The following is a 20,969-nucleotide window of genomic DNA, read 5'->3' on the forward strand; positions in this document are numbered from 1 at the left end:
CAGGATGGCCTGAGCCATCCTTTTTTACGGATGCCGCCTGAACCTCAGCCGCTGACTTTCACGCCGGCGGCGCAGGTCACGGCACGTTTTACGGCATCATCGATATCGTCGCCGGTAGCCAGCGCTACGCCCATCCGGCGCTTGCCGCGCACCTCGGGCTTGCCGAACAGGCGCAGCTGCAGGCCCGCGCCCAGTACCGCTTCCAGATTGGCGAACTGCACGTTGTCGCTCTCCAGCTCCGGCAGGATAACCGCAGAGGCCGCTGGCCCGTACTGGCGAATGCCGCCAACCGGCAAACCCAGGAAAGCGCGAACGTGCAGCGCGAACTCGGACAGATCTTGCGAAATCAGCGTCACCATACCGGTATCATGCGGGCGAGGAGAAACTTCGCTGAAGATCACTTCGTCACCGCAGACAAACAGCTCGACGCCAAACAAACCGTGGCCGCCCAGCGCGGTAACGACTTTTTCCGCAATCTGCTGCGCGCGCTGCAACGCCAGTTCGCTCATCTGCTGCGGCTGCCAGGATTCCCGATAGTCGCCATCTTCCTGACGATGGCCGATTGGCGCGCAGAAGTGGATGCCGTCAACGGCGCTGACGGTAAGCAGCGTAATCTCAAAATCAAATTTCACTACGCCTTCAACAATCACGCGGCCGGCACCAGCACGACCGCCTTGCTGTGCATATTCCCACGCGGCGGCCAGTTCGCCCGCTTCGCGAATAAAGCTCTGGCCTTTACCCGAGGAGCTCATCACCGGCTTAACGATGCAGGGGAAACCAATTTCCTGCGCGGCCTGATTAAAATCCGCCACGTTATCGGCAAAGCGATAAGAAGAGGTCGGCAGAGCGAGCTCTTCGGCCGCCAGGCGACGGATGCCTTCGCGGTTCATGGTCAGACGGGCGGCACGCGCCGTAGGGACAACGCGCTGTCCCTGTTTTTCCAGCTCAATCAGCATATCGGTAGCGATAGCCTCGATTTCCGGCACGATATAGTCCGGACGCTCCTGCGCCACCAGCGCTTTCAGGGCTTCGCCATCCAGCATATTGATCGTGTGGCTGCGGTGAGCGACCTGCATCGCTGGCGCGTCGGCATAGCGATCGACTGCGATAACTTCCACGCCCAGACGCTGACATTCCAGCGCCACTTCTTTGCCCAGCTCGCCCGAGCCGAGCAGCATTACGCGAGTCGCCGCAGGGCGCAGCGCAGTACCCAGAGTTGTCATAAATCTCTACCTGATTGAGGGAAAAAACGCGGCCGCAGTATAAACGAAAACGATTGCGCGATCATCCGATTTCCGGGCTTGAGAAAACTTCCTGGTCTGATATACTGTATAAAAATACAGTTAAACGAGGTGGGCACTATGGCTGTTGAAATCAAATTTGTTGTCGTCAGAAAAGGTGAGGAAAAGATGACTTTCGCCAGTAAGAAAGAAGCCGACGCTTATGACAAAATGCTCGATATGGCCGAAGTGTTCTGCGACTGGCTGAGCGCGGCGCCGCTGGAGATGGACGAGAATCAGCGCGAGGCGCTGGGTATGTTCCTGTCGGAAAACAAAGATGCCGTCCAGCATATTCTGCGTACCAGTAAAATGCCGGAAGCGGAGCGCTCGCGTCCCGTGGCAGCGGTAGCAGAAATCGCGGCTGAAGATGTCGACGCGGAAGAGAAGAAGCCCAAAGCGGGCCGCAGTAAAGCGGCCTGACGGCGCGTCGCTGCAAATAAAAAGCCTGTCCGCAGACAGGCTTCAGGTTGCCGGGTAAAGTAAACCTTTTGTCAGGCGTCAGTCAGGCGATATCTGCGCGCAACAGCGCTTCAGGGCGTGCATCGCTTCTCTGGCTGCCTCCGTCGGCGCCTGCTGTTTAATCTCATCATTAAAGACCTCCAGGCCGATTGGGCCGCTATAGCCTTCCTTCTGCAGATAATCCAGCAGCGTATAGAGCGGGAAATTCCCCCGGCCCGGCAGCAGGCGATGATGTCGCGCCGTATCCACCAGTTCGCTTCCTGAGGGCAGGGTAGCCAAATCGGAAAGCTGCACCAGAAAAATTTTCTCCATCGGGATGCCGTTTAAATCGGCGACGGTACGGTTACGCACAAAAATATGGAAGGCGTCCACCACCAGCCCTAAATTAGGCTCGTTAACACGCTGTACCAGCTGCCATGCGGCGGCCGTCGTGTTGATGTGCGTGCTCCACGCCATTGCTTCGAAAGCGACCCGTAGCCCGCGCTTTCCCGCTTCCTGCACCAGCCAGCGAATATCCTCTTCCTCGCGCTCGGCGACGCACTCTTTTTGCGTCGAGGCCGGCGTCAGCAGCGTAGTCGCGCCCAGTTTCACCGCCGTATCCATCATTTTAATAGCGTCCTGACGCTTCTCCTGCCGCTGCTCATCCGGCGCGCCGTCAAAGTCCAGCAGTACCTGATAATCCGTCAGGGCGATACGCTGATTATCCAGCAGGCTGGCCACATCCTGCGCGGCTCCTTTAGCTGACTCCACATCCTGCCGCCACAGCTCCAGCTGAGTGAATCCTGCCTGCGCGGCGGCAATGATTTTCTCTTCCGTCGTGCCGCCCAGTAAAACCGTATTAATAAATAATGGGTTATTTTGAAAACGCATTTCTTCCCCTTATCAGCTGTGTCTGCGAAACAAACCGGCGGGAAACGGTCCGACCTTTTGACTCCCGCCTGTCTACAAGTATAGCGAGTCGCGTTATTCCGCCAGCGGCGGCAGGGCAATAAAGGTTTTCCAGGCTTTGCCTGACTTGACGCTTGCTGACAATAACCGCTTTATGCTAGTCATTATTTAACAAGGAGCAAATATGACTAACTGGCTGCAACAAATTCAAAACGTGCTGGGCAATGTAAAAGGCAAGAGCGATGGCGAAGGGCTAAGCAAAATGCTGGCGCCAGGCGCGCTGGGCGGACTGGCTGGTCTGCTTATTACCAGTAAATCCTCACGCAATTTGCTGAGCAAATATGGCAAAAACGCGTTGATTGTTGGCGGCAGCGCGGCGGCTGGCGCACTGCTCTGGAACAAATATAAACAGCGGATCAGCGAAACGCGTCATGATGAACCGCAGTTCGGCCAGCAGGCTACGGCGGTCGAGCGTCGCGCTGAGCGGCTGGTACAGGCGCTGGTCTTCGCTGCTAAAAGCGATGGTCATATTGACGCGCAGGAGCGTAAAGCGATTGACGAACATATTCATCAGGCGGGCCTCGGAAAAGAGGGCGAGCAGCTGATTCAGCGTGCTATGGATATGCCGCTCGATCCCAAAATGCTGGCGCAGGACGTAAAGAATGAAGAAGAGGCGCTGGAAGTCTATTTCCTCAGCAACCTGGCAATTGATGTCGATCACTTTATGGAGCGCAGCTATCTGCAGGCGCTGGGCGATGAGCTAAAAATTCCGCAGGACGTCCGCGACAGCATGGCAAAAGATATTCAGCAGGAGAAACAAAAGCTGAGCGCCTGACCACTTTCCGACCGACGCGCCTGATTATCAACTCTTATCGCTGCGCCGCGCTTGGCAATCATCGTCGTAGCTGCCACCCTTACTCTGTATAACTGATTCAGCGGGGCAGCAGAATGATAAAACCACCAGTCGCCAGAAAGATCCCTTATGAGATGAGCGCTCACGGCGAAACGCGTATCGATAACTACTACTGGCTGCGTGACGACAAGCGCGAAGATCCGGCCGTGCTGGACTATCTGCACGCAGAAAACGATTATGGCCAGGCGGTGATGCACACGCAGCAGGCGTTGCAGGATAAGCTGCTGAAGGAGATGGTCGATCGCGTGCCGCAACGCGACAGCTCCGTGCCGTACGTGAAAAACGGCTATCGGTACCAGCGTCGCTACGACGAAGGCAATGAGTACGCTGTTTATACTCGTCAGCCGGAGGAAACGGCGACGCCGGATGAGTGGGAGATCCTGGTCGACGGCAACCAGCGCGCCGCGCACAGCGAGTTTTATACGCTGGGCGGTTTGGGCATCAGCCCTGATAATGAAGTCATGGCGCTGGCGGAAGATTTCCTGTCGCGCCGTCAGTACGGCATCCGTTTCCGTAATCTGAAAACCGGAAACTGGTACCCGGAAATGCTGGACAACGTCTCCAGCAGCTTTGTCTGGGCTAGCGACAGTCAAACCTTTTACTACGTCCTCAAGGATAAACAGACGCTGCTGCCGTGGCAGGTATGGCGTCATCGGCTCGGCACCTCGCAGCGCGATGACGAGCTGGTGTATGAAGAGCAGGATGAAACTTTTTACGTCAGCCTGCATAAAACGATGTCCGAGCACTTTATTCTGATTGTGCTTAACAGCACCACCACCAGCGAAATCCAGCTGCTGGACGCCGAATTTGCCGATGCGCAGCCGCAGGTGTTCTGTCCACGCCGCAAAGATCATGAATACAGCCTCGATCATTACGATCACCACTTTTACGTGCGCTCCAACCGCGCCGGTAAAAACTTCGGGCTCTACCGCACCGCCCACGTAAAAGAGGAAAAGTGGCAAACGCTGATTGCGCCACGCGATCACGTGATGCTGGAGGATTTCGCGCTGTTTCGCGACTGGCTGGTGGTGGAAGAGCGCCAGCGCGGACTAACCAGCCTGCGGCAGATCAACTGGCAGAGCGGAGAGGATTACGGCATCGCCTTTGACGATCCCGCCTATGTCACCTGGCTCTCCGTCAATCCCACGGCGGATACCAGCAAGCTGCGCTACGGCTACTCCTCAATGACCATGCCGGACACGCTTTTTGAACTGGATATGGACAGCGGCGAACGCCGTATTCTCAAGCAGGCGGAAGTAAAAGGCTTCGAGGCGGGCGACTACCGCAGCGAACATCACTGGATCAAGGTTCGCGACGGGGTGGAAGTGCCCGTTTCGCTGGTTTATCACCAGCAGCATTATCGCCCCGGTAAAAACCCCATGCTGGTTTACGGTTACGGCTCTTACGGCAGCTGTATGGACGCGGACTTTAGCTCCAGTCGCCTGAGCCTGCTGGATCGCGGCTTTGTCTACGCGCTGGTGCACCTGCGTGGCGGCGGCGAGCTGGGCCAGCAGTGGTATGAAGATGGCAAGCTGCTGAAGAAGCTCAACACCTTTAACGACTTTATAGACGTTACTCACGGGCTGGTAGAGAAAGGGTACGGCAATCCTGAAAAGCTGTACGCTATGGGCGGCAGCGCGGGAGGCCTATTAATGGGCGCGGTCATCAATATGGCGCCAACGCTTTTCCACGGCGTGGTAGCGCAGGTGCCTTTTGTGGACGTGGTGACCACCATGCTGGATGAATCCATTCCGCTGACCACCGGCGAGTATGACGAATGGGGCAACCCGGCGGAGGAGCAATATTACCGCTATATGCGCCAGTACAGCCCTTATGACTGCGTCAGCGCGCAGCCTTATCCGCATATGCTGGTGACAACGGGTCTGCATGATTCGCAGGTGCAGTACTGGGAACCGGCTAAATGGGTGGCGAAGCTGCGAGAGCTGAAAACAGACGACAACTTGCTGCTGCTCTGCACGGACATGGATGCAGGCCACGGCGGTAAATCAGGACGCTTTAAATCTTATGAAGGCGTGGCGCTGGAGTATGCTTTCCTGATTGGCCTGGCGCAGGAGACGCTGACCGCAGCCAGTCTCCGCTAATCCGCTGACAGCGCCCGTTCCATCGCGCTTTTCAGATCGGGTTTCAGATCCGGGATATTTTTCAACATCCATTTCAGGTATCCCGGATCGCGTTTCACCACGTCGTCAACGCGGCTGCCGCGATACTTGCCGAAAGGAAAGGTCACGGCGGAACCACGCGCCTGCATACGGCGCACCATTTCCGCCGCGTCCCAGCCGGAAAAAGTCATAATGCGGATCAGCAGGGCGGCGGTCACGTAGCAGTCATACAGCGCGCGGTGAGCGTGCAGATCTGCTGGCGGTGTCACTTCCAGCTGCAAGGATTCACGCAGCGCCTGGTTGCCATATTTTCTGCCTGGCCACAGGCTTTTCGCCAGCGTCATGGTGCAGATCCATTCGCCCGACATCTCCGGCAGCATACGACGATCGAAGCTGGCGTTATGGGCGACGTAATAAGGACTGCCGTGATAGCGGCCAATCGCCTCTTCGATGGTCGGCTTGCCCTGTACCATCGCTTCGGTAATACGGTGGATGGCCATTGCCTGGCGACTGATAGGGCGATCCGGGCAGATCAGATCGCTCATCGGGTTCACGATCCTGCCGTCGATAACGTCAACAGAGGCGACTTCCACTACGCCGCCCTGAAGACCACAGGTTTCGGTATCTATTACGCGTAACATACTCAATCTCTCAGCTAACGGGCGTCGTGCCGAGTTCATGCACTTCGCCCTGCCATTTATTATCCTTGCGGCGTGCGATCACCAACTGTTCGCCATGACCGCCGACGATCACCTGTCTGCCGCTTTCATCCCAGACGGCGCTTTTGCCGGCGCTCTGAAAACCGCCGGTAGGCAAAGCGTGGTTAGCCATCAGTATGGCGATATTAAACTCGCGCGACCAGCGCGCCAGATAGTCGCAATCCTTTTGATAGCCGCGTTCGGACAGCAGTACGCTGGTCGCGTAGAGACTGGCGCCGCGTCGGGCGGCATCGCGCGCATACTCTTCTTCGCTGATGTCCGCGCAAACCGCCATCGCCACATGATGATCCTGATAGCCAAACACGGGAACGCCCGTGCCTGCCTGGAAAAAGGGTTTCTCCGCCTCGACCAGCTTACGCTTGAAGTAGGCCAGCCGCGTGCCGCACGGCAAAAATGCCAGCGCGCAAAGGCGAGTGCAGTCACCATCCTGAAGAGGAACGCCGGTGATGATGCTCATCTGATGTTCGGTAGCCGCTGCGGCAAAGGCATCAAGGCGAGGGTCATCTATCGACATGGCCAGCTCGCTGGCGAGCGCCAGTTCATAGCCGGTGATGGAGAGCTCCGGAAACAGCAGCAGATCGACCTGATGCTCTGCGGCCTGGCGAACAAAAGCCAGGTGACGTTCAATATTCCACTCGACTTCTCCGGGACGAGACCCTGACTGCGCGGCGGCGATGCTCCAGACGGACATAAATTTACTCGCGTTACGGATTTTGAGCCGTTATCTCAACCGAAGCGGTCAGGAAACACAAGTTATTCGCTAAACTATTTTTGTTTGGGTTCATAGGGCAGACGGGAAAAACTTAGCGAGGCCTGACGATAATGCGTAAGCCGCTGGCGAAACCAGTCTCGCAGCGCTTCCGGCTGCTCGCGCTCAACCATCTCCGCCACCACCGGCATATTGTAACGCTCTTTAAACGCGACGCCTGCTGCGGCCAAATCGACATTCACTTTATCTTTCTCTTCCTGCGGCAGTGCCGCCAGATTGTAGTTCATTGGTACCTCCGTAGACTCGCGGCAAAAATAAAGCAGAGCGGGGCGTTTCGCAAGCCTGGCGGCAGGTTAAAAAGCCGTTAACGACTCGACACTTTATTTTTAGCGGAGTATTCTTTCGGCCTTGCCGCAGCCCTTAGCTGCATCAAACGGGATGGATTCAATGCGTAGGTCAATGATTTTCGCGCTGGCGCTGAGTGCCGCCGCTTTCTCGCAGCAGGTTTCTGCTCACGCCCACCTTAAAAGCCAGTATCCGGCCGCCAATGCCAATGTGCAGGCGTCGCCGCAGGCGCTGACGCTGACGTTTTCCGAAGATATCGAGCCGGCTTTCAGCGGCGTCGAGGTGACCAATGAGAACCAGCAGGCTATGCCGCTCGCCGAGGCCGAACGCGCGCCCAGACAGCATAACCAGCTGATTGTCCCCTTAGCAAAACCTTTAAGCAGCGGACGCTATCAGGTGAGCTGGCACGTGCTGTCGGTAGATGGTCATAAAACTAAAGGAACCTACACCTTTAGCGTGAAGTAAGATGTCCCTCAGCTTCTTCTATATACTTTGCCGCTGGCTGCACTTTGCCGCGCTGATGACGCTGACCGGCGGCGCGGTGTTCACCACGCTGCTGGCGCCCGCGAGTTTTAAAGCTTCGCTTGCGCAGCGCCTTAACGCGCTGCTTGTCGCCGCCGCGCTAATCTCGCTGTTAACGTCGGCGCTGCTGCTGGCGGCGCAAACCGGGCTGATGGGCGACGGCTGGGGCGATATCGCCAGAGCCGCGGTCTGGCAGGCGGTGTTGCAGACGCGTTTTGGTCAGGTCTGGCAATGGCAGCTGGTGTTTGCGCTGATTGGGGCGGCCGCGCTGCTGTTGAAAGGAAAAGCGCGGCAGCAACTCTTTTTGCTGGGTGGAGCAGGGCAGCTAATTGGACTGGCCTTCGTGGGACACGCGGCGATGCTGGATGGCTTTTCCGGCTGGCTGCAGCGCAGCAATCAGGCCATTCATTTGCTTTCGGCGGCCTTTTGGGCCGGTGGATTAGTGCCTGTAGTGCTCCTTATGCGGGATATGCGGCGTTTTCCATCGGGCTACGACGCCATCCGCGTGCTGATGCGCTTTTCCCGCTACGGTCATCTGGCCGTCGCGCTGGTTATCGTCAGCGGCATCGTTAACGCTTTTATTCTGCTGCCGGCCTGGCCGCCGACATTTGGCCGCTACAGTCAGCTACTGCTGCTGAAAACGCTGCTGGTCGCGGCAATGTGCGCTCTGGCGCTATTTAACCGCTACTGGCTGGTGCCGCGCTTTCGTAGCTCAGGGGAGCACGCTCGCGCCGTATTTATTCTGACCACGCTGGCCGAGCTGCTGCTTGCCGCGATGGCGCTGCTGCTGGTAAGTTTCTTCGCCACGCTCGATCCAGCCTGAATCGTTACCGCCTGTTTACAGGCGTTTTTTACAAGAGGTAGTGCAAGATATGAAAAAATTAGTTGGCCTGCTGCTCGCTCTGAGCTTTTGTTCCAGCGCAATGGCGTCGGAAGTGATTACCGTCAGCCGTTTTGAAATAGGCAAAGACAAGTGGGCTTTCAATCGCGAAGAGATCATGCTGACCTGTAGCAAAGGCGGCGCGCTCTATGCTATTAATCCCAGCACACTGATGCAGTATCCGTTAAATGACGTAGCGCAACAGCAGGTAAAAAGCGGACAGGCCAAAGGTCAGCCGATCGACATTATTCAGATTGACGATCCGGCTCATCCGGGCGAGAAAAAAAGCCTTGCGCCCATTATTGAGCGTGCACAAAAGCTGTGTGACTGATCCCTTCTGCCGCGTCCGCACTCTGCGGACGCGGTAGCACTAATTAGCCTTTCCTGCCATCCTGATACTGTTTCTGCCGTTACGATCACAGAGCTGTCATATTTTAGCTGGCCCTGGATGCCGGGGCTGGAAAATTCCCGCGCCTGTACTACCTTTTAAGGTGCAAGGCGTCATAGCCTGCACAAATGCCAACTTTTAGCGCACGGCTCTTACCAGAGCCATTCCCCTGGACCAAAGACAGGAATCGTCTTTGGTCTTTTTTTGGTTGGGGTTTTAAAACAAGTACTTATAGATAAATCAATCAGTTATGTCCCGCCCAGTTGTACCGTATTACCCCCTGTAAGAACCTATGTAGACACTTTGTAGTCACTTTTTGGACCATTCTCGCCAGCGGATTGTTGGTCACGGCCTCTTCCAGATGATCGGGTGCAAAGTGCGCATAACGCATGGTCACGCGGATATCTGAATGCCCCAGGATGCGCTGCAGTACCACGATATTGCCACCGGCCATCATAAAGTGGCTGGCAAAGCTATGACGCAGAACGTGGCTCATCTGACCTTCTGGTAAGGTTATTTTGGCCAGACGTATTACGCGGTAAAACTGCCGATAGCACTCCGAGAAAAACTTCCCTTCTTTATCTTCAAGCATCGTCGATGCTGGCAAGCGCGATCCCCACCTCTATTGAATCGAGGTCAGGCACGCCCAGAATGCGCGGCTTTAAGTCGAGTTGGGTCTGCGCGCTTAACAGCGTCTTTATGCCAGTTTACTGCCCGTTTTTGTTGGTGGTACCGATGATATTGGGGATGGTTTCTGCTTCGGCCAAGCGTACTACAATGGTGAAGAGCTTTGACTGGTCGGCAATCGCCTGCAAGGATGCGGTCAGCGTACTTTTTTACCGGTTCTGGCAATAGCACTCCGTTAAATGAATGCGCTCAGATTTTCCGCTGAAGTGGAACGATGCATGCGATTGGATTTGCTGAAGATTTAATAGTAAATGATCGTTTTATTTTGTTGTGGCACTATAAACTGCCATCATTAAAAAGAGGGAACTAAGATGATTTCAGCAACGGCAGAAAGACAGGAACCAGGACGGTATTATACCTTTGAGTCAAGATTACCTCAGGGGGAATTTTTTGAGCTTCGGCCTAATAATTTACCCCGTAATGCAAAACCGATTACAGACGAAACAAGCGGCATGTGTATCGGATATACGGTGGCACAGGCACCCGGGCTATGGAAAATATACGACGTCCAGGGGTGTTTTGTGCGCCTTGAAGAGGCTCCACTTGAATCACCGCTAATTGATCCGATAGATATTGCGCTGGTTGCATTTGGCGTTTTCCGTATTCTTCGGACAGGTCGTGTTCTATTTGAATCGGGTACGCGTGCGGCTATCTCAGCAAAAATTAGCCAGGGTACAGTATCCCTGTTGCGTGGCAGGCTAAAAGTCGGGCTGCACGCCCGTAACCTTAAAATGACCGAAACTGCGGCAAAGCACATGTATGAACCAGGCCGGTATGTGCCTTTGCAGATTCAGGAGAGAGCCATCCGCTATGGTACTCGCATGGCCGATCCTCGCAAGGGAAAAGGCATGTTCAGATATGAAACAGAAATGTTTAAACTTCGCCTTGATAAAACGACCGGGGAGTATATATACAAAAAATACAAACTTGAAATTATCGTTCGGGAATCAGACTGGACAATTTTTCATTTTATGTATTTTTAACAAGCTGACAGGAACGCTTATATGTTTGACTTCAGAAACGATAATTTCACTTTCACAGTATCTCCCTTTGAACGCGTAGCTGACAGGGAGGCAGATCCGATTGAACATTTATGGGACTGGATTCAATGTTGGATTGAGTTCTCAGTAGATGGTTTGAAATCTCAATTTCAGACCGAATTCACCATCGGAGAACTAAAAATATTGCGTGATAGCTTCTCTAACCATCACGAAGCACTAATCGCGCAAAATGATATAAAGCCTTTTGAATTTCATAGCGAACGCCATCAATTAGATATGGTGCTCAGGAAATTAAATGATGTTGATAGTGTAATTATCGAGTATATCCTTAGACCAGAGGCACATGCTGACAGCGTCCAGGTTAAAGGAGATTTTAGTATTAACGAAAGCTATTTTCCTGACATACTGAAACGGTTGGATGAAATGATTGCGTGGCAGAATTAAACATCCTGGCATCCGATATGTTTATCAGAGAATCCCCGCCGGGCGGGGATCATTATCAGGCTGGCTTTTCCGGCCAGATAATATCCGGTGCGGCAAAGGTATCGACGCGATTCAGCGCCACCGATACCTTTTCCACTAATTCAGCAGGGATTTCTTGCTGTCTGTATCGATGCTTGATTCATCCGCATTCTGCAAAGGCTGGATAACACAATCGGCATTTGCCCTAACGGCGTTTTTCTCATTTTCAGTCTGGAATGCACTAATCTTCGAAAGGCAAAGTCATTTACGACGAGATCATCTCTAACAGTGGTAGTACTGGCGATGCCATAACAGTGATCGCAATGAAACTTTACAGCCTGCGGCGTCAAAAGCAAAAGCCCCTTCATTGGTGAAGGGGCTTAGCGTTCTACAGGTTAAAAGCTTTCCCAGCTTTCATCCGCCAGGGCCGTAGCGCGCTGTGACGCGCGTGCCGCAGGCTGCTTAACCTTTTCCGCTTTGCTGGCAACATTGTAGCCAGCCGACAGTTTAAATGTTGACACCAGCCTGCTGAGATTTTCTGCCTGATCCTGCAAGGATCTCGAAGCGGAAGAGGCTTCTTCAACCAGCGCGGCGTTCTGTTGCGTCACCTCATCCATTTGTCCAATCGCCTGATGAACCTGCTCGATACCACGGCTCTGCTCGGTCGCCGAAGTAGCTATTTCATTAACTATGGTAGCAACCTGATTAATGGAATCCGTGACCTTTTCTGAGTTCTCGCCGACGTTGGCGGCCTGCAAAGCACCACTCTCAATCTGCTGTACGGAAAGGGAAATCAGCTCTTTAATCTCTTTTGCGGCAGAGGATGAACGTTGGGCGAGATTACGCACCTCGCTGGCTACCACAGCGAAACCACGGCCATGTTCACCGGCTCTTGCTGCTTCTACCGCCGCATTCAGTGCCAGGATATTAGTCTGGAAAGCGATGCCTTCAATCAGGCCCGTAATTTCAGAAATCTTGCCGGAACTGGTGCGGATCTCATCCATGGTCGTCAGCATATCTTTTACCGATCTGCCGTTTTCAGAAGAGAGTTTATTGGCATTACCTGCCAGCAAGTTAGCTTCATCGGCGCTGTTAGCATTAATTTTTACGGTTTCGCTAAGGGTGGCCATGCTGGCCGCCGTTTGCTCCAGGGAAGCCGCCTGCTGTTCGGTACGGGAAGAGAGATCCTCGTTGCCGGCCGCGATTTGTGACGAGCCGGTACTGACGGAAAGCGCTGACTGATTCACTGAAAGCAACGTATCGGCAAATTTGCCAAGAAGCTGATTAAACGCTCTGGCGGTTTTACCTATCTCATCATGACGGCTGTCGTCGGCGCGGCAGCTCAGATCCAGTGAATTGCTCACTTCGCTCATCGTGTTTTCAATATCCTTCAGGCTTTTTCTGATAGCCAGAATGGTTTTAATGGCAAAGAAGCTCAGAACGAGAATAATCAACGCAACGCCCGAACACATAATCCAGAGAGTTTTGCTATAAATTTTCTGGTTTTGTACTTTTAGCTCATTGGATATCCGAATATTCAGTTCGATTTGTTTATTCAAATCGGCGGCTAATTTGCGGCCAGACGCACCGATACCGGTATCGCCATGCAGGAGTGAGAGCGCTAACTCAGCGTTATCAGACCTTGCAGCAGTTAAAAAAGCAGGCAGGTCGGCCCGTAACGCAGCAATATCCCGCCACGCCTGTTCCGTCATTGCACGATCTTCCTCATTGGAAATATCATTATCCATATAATAGTCGGTCGCCTTCTTCAGGTCGTCCAGAATAGTATTGATTTGCTGCTCGGCAACCTGCATTTGAGATTGATCGGTCAGTGCCTGATATTTGTATAAGGCCAGGCCCAGACTACTGGAAGCGCTGATGGCTTTATTGAGATCTTTAATGCTGGGTATCGCATTGTTCTGCACGTACTCGAAACGAGTCTGAAAGCCAGTAATGACAGACAGCGATGAAAAAGCGATAACGCAGAGCGCCAACGCCAGCATGCTGAATGTTAAAAATAAACGTTGTGTAATAGTCATGAACGCCTCGACGCAGGGAAGACAAACTAAGCTGATAAAGAGCGAACGCGCTCCGGGCTCAGGTTATCGGCCAGCGTGCAGGCAGGTTTAGCGCATAATTTCTCTGTTCTGAGAGCAAAAACTGGCTGCAAACCGATCTTTTTTTCAGCGTGTTGATTTTACAGCGATTTAAAACGTTACTGTTGTAAAACCCGGCATGCTTTGTCAAACAACGTTACCACTGGTAACAAACACCTGGCAGAGTAAGCCTCATTTCTGTACAGCAAATCTCTTTTTCAGACCGGGGCGAGCAGGGCAAAGAGAAGCCAAAGAGCCATTTTGCTCTCAGCGTCGCACAGGTTTTTGAATCTAAACCTAAATTTTTTAAGATTTGTGCCGATAAACTCATTGGTTTGCAGGCAGATAGCTTTCAGCTTGCCGTAAGGCAGTAAGAGAGTGAAGCCTTATTGGACTCATTTTATTTTTTAAAAGGAAAGTTTGTGAAAAAAATTATCAAGTGGATATTTTTTATTTTTGTGGCGCTGGTAGTGATTCGGGCAATTACCGGGCCAGGCGAAGCGAATAAAGCACCGGCGCAAACCGGGCAAAGCGCTGATACGACATCATCGTCAAAACCGCAGAAAGAAATTTATCGCGTTTCAGCCGCGAAGCTTTTCAAAGACTATGAAGATAACGAAGTGGCTACGGATGAGGCGATGAAAGGCAAAACGATCGCGGTAACCGGCACGGTTCAGTCTATTGATAAAGATTTCAGTAACGCCATTATCATCCGGTTAAGAACTGCGAATCAATTTATGCCTGCCAGCCTGGAAATGCTGGACTCGGAGAAAGAGACAGCCTTAAAGCTGAAAAAAGGTACGCAGGTTGAAATCCTTTGTCAGCGTATGGCACGCGTAATCGGCACGCCTTCGGGACGCCGCTGCGTATTCAATCAATAAGGTTGCGATAAAAGGTTGTGCACCGGATATCCTGGGCGCAGCATACAATGCCTCGATCCAGAAATCGGGGCTTAATTATTTTCGCTAAATAATAGCCGTTTTTACAAAGCCTTTCCCGCCGATGTTTCTTCAGCAGTAGCTATCCAACAGGATTTAAAGCAGAGCAAAGCCGCAATCCGAAAAATAATGATAAATTGTCATATTTATTGTTTGCGGAAAGTAAATAACATGATTTTAATATGTGATTTTAATGTTTATTTAAAATCAAGGCCTGACAAGTAATTCCACATTAATAATTAAGGTGATAAAGTACGGGCCTGAAATTTTATATAAGGAAATAGACATGGCCTATATCGATGACAACCTGATTGGCAATGAAACGCTGCTGTACCGTGGCGAGGTGACGCTTTGGGCTCTGGTACCCTGGGTGCTGTGGGCGTTCATTTTACTCCTGCCCACGGCGGGCATAGCGCTGCTGTTGATACCTTTGGGCTATGTGGTACTACGCGCAAACGAAGCCGGGATTACCAATAAACGGATTATCGCTAAAACAGGATTGATCAAACGAGAAACTATTGAGATTAGCCTGAATAAGATATCGAGTCTGCAGATCAAGCAAAGCATTGCAGGACGTATTCTGGGTTATGGCTCCCTGGTTATTTGCGACGTTGGCGCTTCACGCGCGCCCGTTAAATATATTAAAAACCCCATGGCCTTCAGGCGGCGTTTTTTTGAGTTGCAGGAAGAAAACACGCAAGGCTAATGCAAATAGCTGGCGGTAAATTGGCTTTTATCGCCAGATCTACCCGTAAAAAATCACTTTACTCTTCATCAAAAAAAAGAGGCCGAAAAGAGGAAATATCCGCAGGCGTTAGCTGTCAAATTTTAGCGGCGTGACCATGCGAATAATACCGGCCTGAAGCCGGTATCAGAGAGCTGTTCAAAGAACTCAGATTATGACTGCGGCTGCCCAACCGGGCCCGCGCCCAGCGTACCGCCCGGCACAGATTGCGCGCTCGGCGCATGAGGACGTCCATCCTGGCCCACCGCGCTGCTGCGATGCATACAGCCTGCCAGCGACATCACGGCCAGGAGAGCAATAATACCTTTCGTGCAATTTTTCATAATATTTTCCGTGGGTTAAAAATGATTCAGAGGTTTAAGCGTAGCCTGGCGTCTGTTTATTGCCAGCAGCAAGGTAAGAAAAGCCCCGCGCCAGGTTAGCTTTAAGTCGCCAGCGTCGTACGGATCCTCTACTACACTTAACTGACCGGAATCCAAAGGAGCGAGCTATGTCTGATAAAGAATTAAATAAAAAGCGTAAAGATGAGGGCGACGTGCATAAAGGGCTGCCTGAGGCTGCACCTTCAGCCGGCAACGCCTATGAGGAGGACGATCATCCGGCCAAAGATGCGCCTGCCGAACATGGCGAAATGCCGCGTACTCGTGATGACAGCCAGGCGGATAAAAAAGATCCTTATCAGGAGAAATAAGAAAGGCGGCGCAATGCCGCCTTTTTCATTGTTAGCCCGTTAGCTTGCCAGCGGTTTCAGTTCAATGCCGTACAGCGTGTTATTAACGTAAACCTGCAGACACTGGGTAGCGTCATTAAAGCCGCTGACGGGCTGCGTCTGTCCCTGCAGCAGCAGCTGATTATTGTTATTAAAGCCGAACCCGACACCGTCTCTGCCGCTCCAGTGCTGGTGGTAGCAGTTATCCGCCAGCGTTTCGAGCGTGGCGACCTCTTCAGTAGTCGCCTCGCGATAGCCCGGATAGAAGCGGAAATGCACGCCCGCGCTGAAGCGGTCAAAATCATTGGTTTCAATTTGCGCCGTACAGTAGCCCGTATAGGCGGCGACTTTGACGTAAACGGCAATTCTGTTGCTGACGCTGCCCGGCTGTAGCACCACGCGCGTGATGGGCAATGAACCTTCTCCGGCCCAGGTACCGATAAAAGAGCCGTCCTGAAGGGTCTGCAGGGAGATCACCGCACAACCTTCAGCCGTGCGTCCCGTATAGCCGGTTTGCGTCGAGGGGATACTGTTGTAGCTGCCGGAGCCGTCCAGACGAATTTTGGTCTGCACTGAAATCTGAGAATGGAATACCTCGCCCAGATAAAACCATCGATCGCTGTCGGACTGGTTGTTCATTTTGCCGCTGCCGCTGAGATATTGATAATTCATGGCGCCATCCACCTTAACGCCGTGGTTTTCAATATGCACGCTACCCATTTCATACTCGGAAATACTTTCCCAGCGATCGCCGGTTTCGCTGCTGTCGATGCTGCTCTCGCCCTGTAGATTAATCTGGTTAAGAATGGTGCGGCTATAGTGGGCTTCCAGCGGATTAGTACAATTTTCCATGCTCAGCGCGTTGATAATCCACTGGCCGTTAGAGATATTGCCCGGATAAGCGCTGTGCTCAATCCAGCCGTTCCAGATCAGTGATTGTGTTGCCCGCTGTAAATCGATGGCCGGATTAACCGTCTGGGACTGTACGTTAAAGTTAGAGAGCTCAACGGCGGTGATATGATCCCAGCTACCGGTGCCGGACCAGGTGGCATAAATAACCGTGCCGCTACAGGCGCTTGAATACCACTGGTCGATCTTACAATCGAGCGTATCCAGCATATCCAGACCTCTGCCGCCCAAATTCATAAAGAGCAGGCTGGTAGCGCGCATATATTGCCCGGCCGTGGTGATATTTTTAAAAAAGCCTTTGGTGTTTTGCGCGGCATCTGTTTCGCCGTTAATAATCAAGCTGGAAATTTCCGTATGGCGTGCCTGTACGGTAAACATCGCCTCGCTATTTTTTCTGTCGGAATAGAGCGTGGTAGCCGGGAAGTAACCGAAATTAACCTGCCGACCAACGAGTCGGAAGCGGGTGACTTCCGCGCCGGTGATATCAAATTTAGAGATTAAAAATTCCCCGGCAGGAAACTGTATTCCGATATAGGGATAGTTACTTTGCGACCAGTTCCACATCGCGGTGACGGCGCTATGACAATCGGTGGTGCCATCGGCGCGCGCACCGAAAAAAGAGACGTTAACATCATTGGGGTCGTTAACCATGCGTTTCCAGCGCGCGCCGCCAGCGGTGACGATGGTCATACCGCTATCATCAGTAGTGGTGGTGTCTGTGGCATCATAGACAAAGATGCCGCCGCCGCTGCCATAACCGGTGGCGTATTCGTTAACCACAGCGACATCACCGGCCGCCGCAGGCTCAAGCTGGCGCAGCTCAGCGATGGTAGCCGCCGTATTGAGTTCAGTTAAGGCGTTGCCGTGCCGCTCTGTAAACTCCATGACCAGTTTATTGAGCGATAACTCTTCATTATTATGATTATAAGCTTTGAACCCGAATTTTTTTGGCGTCTGAGTATTGTTGCTGCCAGGCCGTGCTGTGTTGTCAATAGTCATAATAAGCCTCATCGGTAAAGTTAATAGTAAAATCGCCGCCCGTAACCGCAGGTATAAATTCAGAGTGTTGTGGGTATTTTAGCTGGCTCATTAAAACTAATTATCGATTCAGAGCATGGCAATCCTTTTTTTCTGTGAGTGTGAGCTGAAACTTTATGTGAAATCAAAGGGCTTTTAAGGTTTCGTTATTAACCGGAATGGGTGTTATTATTGATTTATTATAGTGGCGGGATTAACAAGTTCGACTCTGGATTTTATTAATGAAAATCTGTGTTTGTTTAGCGCGGGTTTTTGTATAGAAAAGCCATTCTTAGCTTCGAAATTAAATTGCTTTTTATCGTCCAGGGCTGATGGCGACAGGCTGAAAAAGAGTAATAAAAACATAATAAGTTCTGTCTCCTAAAAAGAGGGTTATTTAATTAAATAATTATCTTTAAGGTGGAAGGTGCCAGAGTTTAATCCGCCGGAAATTTGTTACGTTCTGAGGCTGCCGCCAGCGTTCCCTGCTTGTATCTCTAAGGCGAAAGCACTACGCTGCCTTTTCCACGCCACGCGATTTGCGCGTCTGGCGTTCTGGCAGGAGCAAGCCTGATGAAAAGCAGCAAAGAGATTTCTATCGACCAGTTTACCGACGGTGAAAAAGAACTGATTGCGGCGAAAGTAAAAGCCCTTACGCTAAAAAAAGGCCATATTCCTTCGCAAAAAGAGGAAAAGGAGATCCTGAAAGAGGCTAAAAGGCTGGTGATGAAGGAACGCGTTATCAAAGAGAGTAGCAAGGCCGTGGTCGCCAGAAAGCCCCGCAAGCCTGCCGCCGCTAAAGAGAGCGAAGTAAAAGAATTTAACTGGAGCGCCTCGCTACGCAACAACCCTCGCGCGCTGAAAGGCAGCTAGCCGATAAACAGCAGCAGCGCCCTGACCAGCACTTCCAGCAGCAAAGCGCCGCCAACGATAACCAGCGCCAGCATCACCCTAAACTGTTGACAGACGTCCATGTTCTGCAAACTTCCTGCTACGTTAAGACTATAATGTAGTACCTGATAACTGAACAATGCATCAACATATGATCACTTTCATTCCGGGATGCAACTATGACGTATCAATTTCTTAACGGTGCGGACTGGCGTCAAATCTTTATCGTGGGTGACTTGCATGGTTGTCTCGGTATGCTGCAGGAAGAGCTGGCCGAGCGACGCTTCGACGCCGAAAGGGATTTGCTGATAGCCGTGGGCGATTTAATCGATCGCGGGCCGGACAGCTATGGCTGTGCGAAATTGCTCAATGAGCCCTGGTTTCGCAGCGTACGCGGCAACCATGAAGAGATGGCTATCGGCGCGCTAAGCCGGGGCGAACACCAGCAGTGGATCGGCAACGGCGGCGACTGGTTTTACCGGCTGGAAGGAATGAAGATGATCGAAGCCAAACATGCGCTAAGCCGCTGCCGCCTGATGCCGTTAATTATTCATCTGCAGCTGGCCGATCGCGTGGTGGTGGTAGCGCACGCCGACTATCCGGCGGATCGCTACTCATGGCAAGCCGAAGTCGATCCTTTTAAAGTCGTCTGGAGCCGCAGCCGCGTGGAGCAGGTTCAGCAGGGCAGAGGCGAAGCGATTAGCGGCGCCGACGCGTTCTATTTCGGCCATACGCCGCTGGCCAAACCGCTGAGCGCCGCTAATCTGCACTTTATCGATACCGGCGCCGTCTTCGGCAACCGGTTGACGATGGTACAGGTGCAGTGATTTTCAGGAAAAGAGTCTGCCGTCCCGCACGAGTTCGCGCGGATAGCTGTTTTTAATTCGACTACCTACTTTTTTCGCCAGGCCGATCGGCTGCTGCTGGCAGGTAAGGATAACCTCGTCGGCCGGCAGCGCTCGTTCAGGCCAGATATCTCTTCCGCGATACCATTCCTCCGCTTCCGCCAGCGTCAGCTCAAAACGGTTTTTCGCCTGCGGCTGCGCCAGGGCGACAGCAGCTTCGTGCTGCCAGCGCCAGCCTTTGGCAAAGGTTTCCGCCAGCTTCAGCCCAATGCGCGAAAAGCGAACTTTTCCTAACAGCGGCTCTACAGCGCGTGGAAACAGCCAGAGTTCTTTGTCGCGCTGCCAAAGTGCATGGCTCTCTTGTTCCCAGCTCAGCCCAACTTTGGCCGCCGCCGCTATGATTTCCTGCTCTTCTTTGCGCTTAACCGGCGCGAAAGGCAGCTTGCCGACCTTGTAACCGGGTTGAGGCAACGGCGGTACGCTTGCAGTTTTACGCAGGCGCGCGACAAAAAAGCCTTCGCTGTCGAAAAGGTGTGGGAAAACATGCAGAAAGCCTTCTGCCGTAGCGACCCGTTCCGCGCCGGGGAACAGATCGCCTAACGGTTCTACCGCTACGGCGTCGGGATAGCGCGCCAGCAGCCAGGCAATGACCTGCTGATTCTCACTGCGGTTTAACGTGCAGGTGGAATAAACCAGCGTGCCGCCGGGCTTCAGCGCGTGAAAGGCGCTTTCAATTAAATCTTGCTGGGTGGCGGCGATCGCCTCATTGCTTTCCGGCGACCAGTTGCGCAGCGCGTCGGCGTCCTTGCGGATAACGCCTTCGCCGGAGCAGGGCGCGTCCAGCAGGATAGCGTCAAAGGCTTCCGGCAAAGCGGGCCCAAAAACGCGACCGTCGAAATGGGTTATCGCCGCATTGCTGACGCCGCAGCGGCTGATATTGGCATGGAGCACTTTTACCCGGCTGGCGGAGTATTCATTAGCCAGCAGCGCGCCTCTGTTATTCATGCCAGCTGCGAGCTGGGTTGTTTTTGAGCCCGGTGCAGCGGCCACATCCATCACGCGTTCCGGCGCGGGCGAACCGGAAAATAAAGCGGTTACCGGCAGCATCGAGCTGGCTTCCTGAATATAGAAAAGCCCGGCCAGATGCTCCGCCGTGCTGCCCAAAGGCAGCGTGTCGGCATCGTCACGGCTAATCCAGAAGCCTTCTTTACACCACGGGATCGGCGTCAGCGCCCACTGATAAGGTTCAACCAGCGTCAGAAAGGCCTCGACGCTGATTTTCAGCGTATTGACACGCAGGCTGCGGCGTAAAGGCTGCTGGCTGAGGGTGATAAAGCGTTCGAACTCTGCGCTGTCGGGCAGCAGCTCGCGCATCTGGCTTAAAAAGAGATCCGGGAAGTACACGCGTGAAGAAGAAGACACTGAAAATTTCCGCTGGCAATAAAG

23 protein-coding genes and 2 pseudogenes are annotated in these 20,969 nt (G+C 52.9%); 13 read left to right on the forward strand and 12 right to left on the reverse strand.

What is annotated here, in order from left to right; translation table 11 throughout:
- Positions 1–44: 44 nt before the first annotated feature.
- Positions 45–1,223: a formate-dependent phosphoribosylglycinamide formyltransferase gene (purT, locus tag MKZ79_RS02790; protein WP_336140035.1), complete on the reverse strand. Its 1,179-nt coding sequence runs from the start codon at positions 1,221–1,223 to the stop codon at positions 45–47.
- A gap of 138 nt (positions 1,224–1,361) precedes the next feature.
- Between purT and MKZ79_RS02795 the strand changes: the two genes are divergently transcribed.
- On the forward strand, positions 1,362–1,700 hold the full coding sequence (locus MKZ79_RS02795) for a YebG family protein (protein ID WP_336140036.1): 339 nt from the start codon (positions 1,362–1,364) through the stop codon (positions 1,698–1,700).
- Positions 1,701–1,778: 78 nt separating this feature from the next.
- Here MKZ79_RS02795 and MKZ79_RS02800 read toward each other — a convergent pair whose 3' ends face one another.
- Positions 1,779–2,609 (reverse strand): sugar phosphate isomerase/epimerase family protein, encoded by an 831-nt coding sequence (locus MKZ79_RS02800; protein ID WP_336140037.1) that lies wholly within the window; start codon positions 2,607–2,609, stop codon positions 1,779–1,781.
- Between the two features lie 202 nt (positions 2,610–2,811).
- Here MKZ79_RS02800 and MKZ79_RS02805 point away from each other — a divergent pair, with 202 nt between their 5' ends.
- Together MKZ79_RS02805 and MKZ79_RS02810 are read left to right on the forward strand one after the other, a co-directional pair.
- The gene (locus MKZ79_RS02805; RefSeq protein ID WP_336140038.1) at positions 2,812–3,462 is read left to right on the forward strand and encodes a tellurite resistance TerB family protein; all 651 of its coding nucleotides are present in this window, start codon (positions 2,812–2,814) and stop codon (positions 3,460–3,462) included.
- Between the two features lie 116 nt (positions 3,463–3,578).
- The gene (locus tag MKZ79_RS02810) at positions 3,579–5,642 is read left to right on the forward strand and encodes a prolyl oligopeptidase family serine peptidase (protein WP_336141332.1); all 2,064 of its coding nucleotides are present in this window, start codon (positions 3,579–3,581) and stop codon (positions 5,640–5,642) included.
- Here the strand turns inward: MKZ79_RS02810 and exoX are convergent.
- The 3 genes from exoX to MKZ79_RS02825 all read right to left on the reverse strand — a co-directional run bounded on the left by exoX (position 5,639) and on the right by MKZ79_RS02825 (position 7,375).
- A complete protein-coding gene (exoX, locus tag MKZ79_RS02815; protein ID WP_336140039.1) occupies positions 5,639–6,301 on the reverse strand; it encodes an exodeoxyribonuclease X in 663 nt (220 codons plus the stop codon). The two genes, MKZ79_RS02810 and exoX, sit on opposite strands and share 4 nt — an antisense overlap.
- Positions 6,302–6,311: 10 nt before the next feature.
- On the reverse strand, positions 6,312–7,070 hold the full coding sequence (locus MKZ79_RS02820) for a carbon-nitrogen hydrolase family protein (protein WP_336140040.1): 759 nt from the start codon (positions 7,068–7,070) through the stop codon (positions 6,312–6,314).
- Positions 7,071–7,144: 74 nt separating this feature from the next.
- Positions 7,145–7,375 (reverse strand): DNA polymerase III subunit theta, encoded by a 231-nt coding sequence (locus MKZ79_RS02825; protein ID WP_336140041.1) that lies wholly within the window; start codon positions 7,373–7,375, stop codon positions 7,145–7,147.
- 151 nt (positions 7,376–7,526) lie between these two features.
- On the opposite strand from MKZ79_RS02825, the gene yobA reads away from it, so the two are divergent.
- The 3 genes from yobA to MKZ79_RS02840 are packed head-to-tail and all read left to right on the forward strand — an operon-like array spanning position 7,527 to position 9,166.
- Positions 7,527–7,898 (forward strand): CopC domain-containing protein YobA, encoded by a 372-nt coding sequence (gene yobA, locus MKZ79_RS02830; RefSeq protein ID WP_442897118.1) that lies wholly within the window; start codon positions 7,527–7,529, stop codon positions 7,896–7,898.
- A gap of 1 nt (position 7,899) precedes the next feature.
- Positions 7,900–8,778, forward strand: coding sequence for a copper homeostasis membrane protein CopD (copD, locus tag MKZ79_RS02835; RefSeq protein WP_336140043.1), 879 nt, complete (start codon positions 7,900–7,902; stop codon positions 8,776–8,778).
- Between the two features lie 49 nt (positions 8,779–8,827).
- The gene (locus MKZ79_RS02840; protein ID WP_336140045.1) at positions 8,828–9,166 is read left to right on the forward strand and encodes a YebY family protein; all 339 of its coding nucleotides are present in this window, start codon (positions 8,828–8,830) and stop codon (positions 9,164–9,166) included.
- Between the two features lie 301 nt (positions 9,167–9,467).
- Here the strand turns inward: MKZ79_RS02840 and MKZ79_RS02845 are convergent.
- Positions 9,468–9,809, reverse strand: a pseudogene (locus MKZ79_RS02845) (tyrosine-type recombinase/integrase); the annotation flags it as partial.
- Between the two features lie 10 nt (positions 9,810–9,819).
- Positions 9,820–10,085 (reverse strand): annotated as a pseudogene (locus MKZ79_RS02850) (phage tail protein); the annotation flags it as partial.
- Positions 10,086–10,221: 136 nt separating this feature from the next.
- Here MKZ79_RS02850 and MKZ79_RS02855 point away from each other — a divergent pair.
- Both MKZ79_RS02855 and MKZ79_RS02860 read left to right on the forward strand, forming a co-directional pair.
- Complete coding sequence (locus tag MKZ79_RS02855) at positions 10,222–10,893, forward strand: hypothetical protein (protein ID WP_336140046.1); 672 nt, start codon at positions 10,222–10,224, stop codon at positions 10,891–10,893.
- A 21-nt stretch (positions 10,894–10,914) separates the two neighbouring features.
- The gene (locus MKZ79_RS02860; protein ID WP_336140047.1) at positions 10,915–11,355 is read left to right on the forward strand and encodes a WapI family immunity protein; all 441 of its coding nucleotides are present in this window, start codon (positions 10,915–10,917) and stop codon (positions 11,353–11,355) included.
- A gap of 55 nt (positions 11,356–11,410) precedes the next feature.
- Here MKZ79_RS02860 and MKZ79_RS02865 read toward each other — a convergent pair whose 3' ends face one another.
- The gene (locus MKZ79_RS02865) at positions 11,411–11,491 is read right to left on the reverse strand and encodes a tail fiber assembly protein (protein WP_336141333.1); all 81 of its coding nucleotides are present in this window, start codon (positions 11,489–11,491) and stop codon (positions 11,411–11,413) included.
- A 277-nt stretch (positions 11,492–11,768) separates the two neighbouring features.
- Positions 11,769–13,412, reverse strand: coding sequence for a methyl-accepting chemotaxis protein (locus MKZ79_RS02870; protein ID WP_336140048.1), 1,644 nt, complete (start codon positions 13,410–13,412; stop codon positions 11,769–11,771).
- 479 nt (positions 13,413–13,891) lie between these two features.
- On the opposite strand from MKZ79_RS02870, the gene MKZ79_RS02875 reads away from it, so the two are divergent.
- Together MKZ79_RS02875 and MKZ79_RS02880 are read left to right on the forward strand one after the other, a co-directional pair.
- A complete protein-coding gene (locus MKZ79_RS02875; RefSeq protein ID WP_336140049.1) occupies positions 13,892–14,350 on the forward strand; it encodes an OB-fold protein in 459 nt (152 codons plus the stop codon).
- A gap of 343 nt (positions 14,351–14,693) precedes the next feature.
- Positions 14,694–15,113 carry a PH domain-containing protein gene (locus tag MKZ79_RS02880; RefSeq protein WP_336140050.1) on the forward strand — a complete coding sequence of 140 codons (420 nt, stop codon included), beginning with the start codon at positions 14,694–14,696 and terminating at the stop codon, positions 15,111–15,113.
- Between the two features lie 191 nt (positions 15,114–15,304).
- Here the strand turns inward: MKZ79_RS02880 and MKZ79_RS02885 are convergent, their stop codons facing one another.
- Entirely contained in the window at positions 15,305–15,475 is a 171-nt protein-coding gene (locus tag MKZ79_RS02885) for a hypothetical protein (RefSeq protein ID WP_336140051.1), read from the reverse strand.
- Positions 15,476–15,642: 167 nt separating this feature from the next.
- On the opposite strand from MKZ79_RS02885, the gene MKZ79_RS02890 reads away from it, so the two are divergent.
- Entirely contained in the window at positions 15,643–15,843 is a 201-nt protein-coding gene (locus MKZ79_RS02890) for a hypothetical protein (RefSeq protein ID WP_336140052.1), read from the forward strand.
- A 39-nt stretch (positions 15,844–15,882) separates the two neighbouring features.
- On the opposite strand, the gene MKZ79_RS02895 is transcribed toward MKZ79_RS02890, so the two are convergent.
- Entirely contained in the window at positions 15,883–17,655 is a 1,773-nt protein-coding gene (locus MKZ79_RS02895) for a hypothetical protein (protein ID WP_336140053.1), read from the reverse strand.
- Between the two features lie 705 nt (positions 17,656–18,360).
- On the opposite strand from MKZ79_RS02895, the gene yjbD reads away from it, so the two are divergent.
- On the forward strand, positions 18,361–18,660 hold the full coding sequence (gene yjbD / locus MKZ79_RS02900; RefSeq protein WP_336140054.1) for a DUF3811 domain-containing protein: 300 nt from the start codon (positions 18,361–18,363) through the stop codon (positions 18,658–18,660).
- A 197-nt stretch (positions 18,661–18,857) separates the two neighbouring features.
- Positions 18,858–19,505: a metallophosphoesterase gene (locus MKZ79_RS02905; RefSeq protein WP_336140055.1), complete on the forward strand. Its 648-nt coding sequence runs from the start codon at positions 18,858–18,860 to the stop codon at positions 19,503–19,505.
- 3 nt (positions 19,506–19,508) lie between these two features.
- On the opposite strand, the gene rsmF is transcribed toward MKZ79_RS02905, so the two are convergent.
- The gene (gene rsmF, locus MKZ79_RS02910; RefSeq protein WP_336140057.1) at positions 19,509–20,945 is read right to left on the reverse strand and encodes a 16S rRNA (cytosine(1407)-C(5))-methyltransferase RsmF; all 1,437 of its coding nucleotides are present in this window, start codon (positions 20,943–20,945) and stop codon (positions 19,509–19,511) included.
- Positions 20,946–20,969: the final 24 nt, after the last annotated feature.

The organism is Erwinia sp. CGal63, from assembly GCF_037026505.1.
Taxonomy (GTDB): domain Bacteria; phylum Pseudomonadota; class Gammaproteobacteria; order Enterobacterales; family Enterobacteriaceae; genus Erwinia.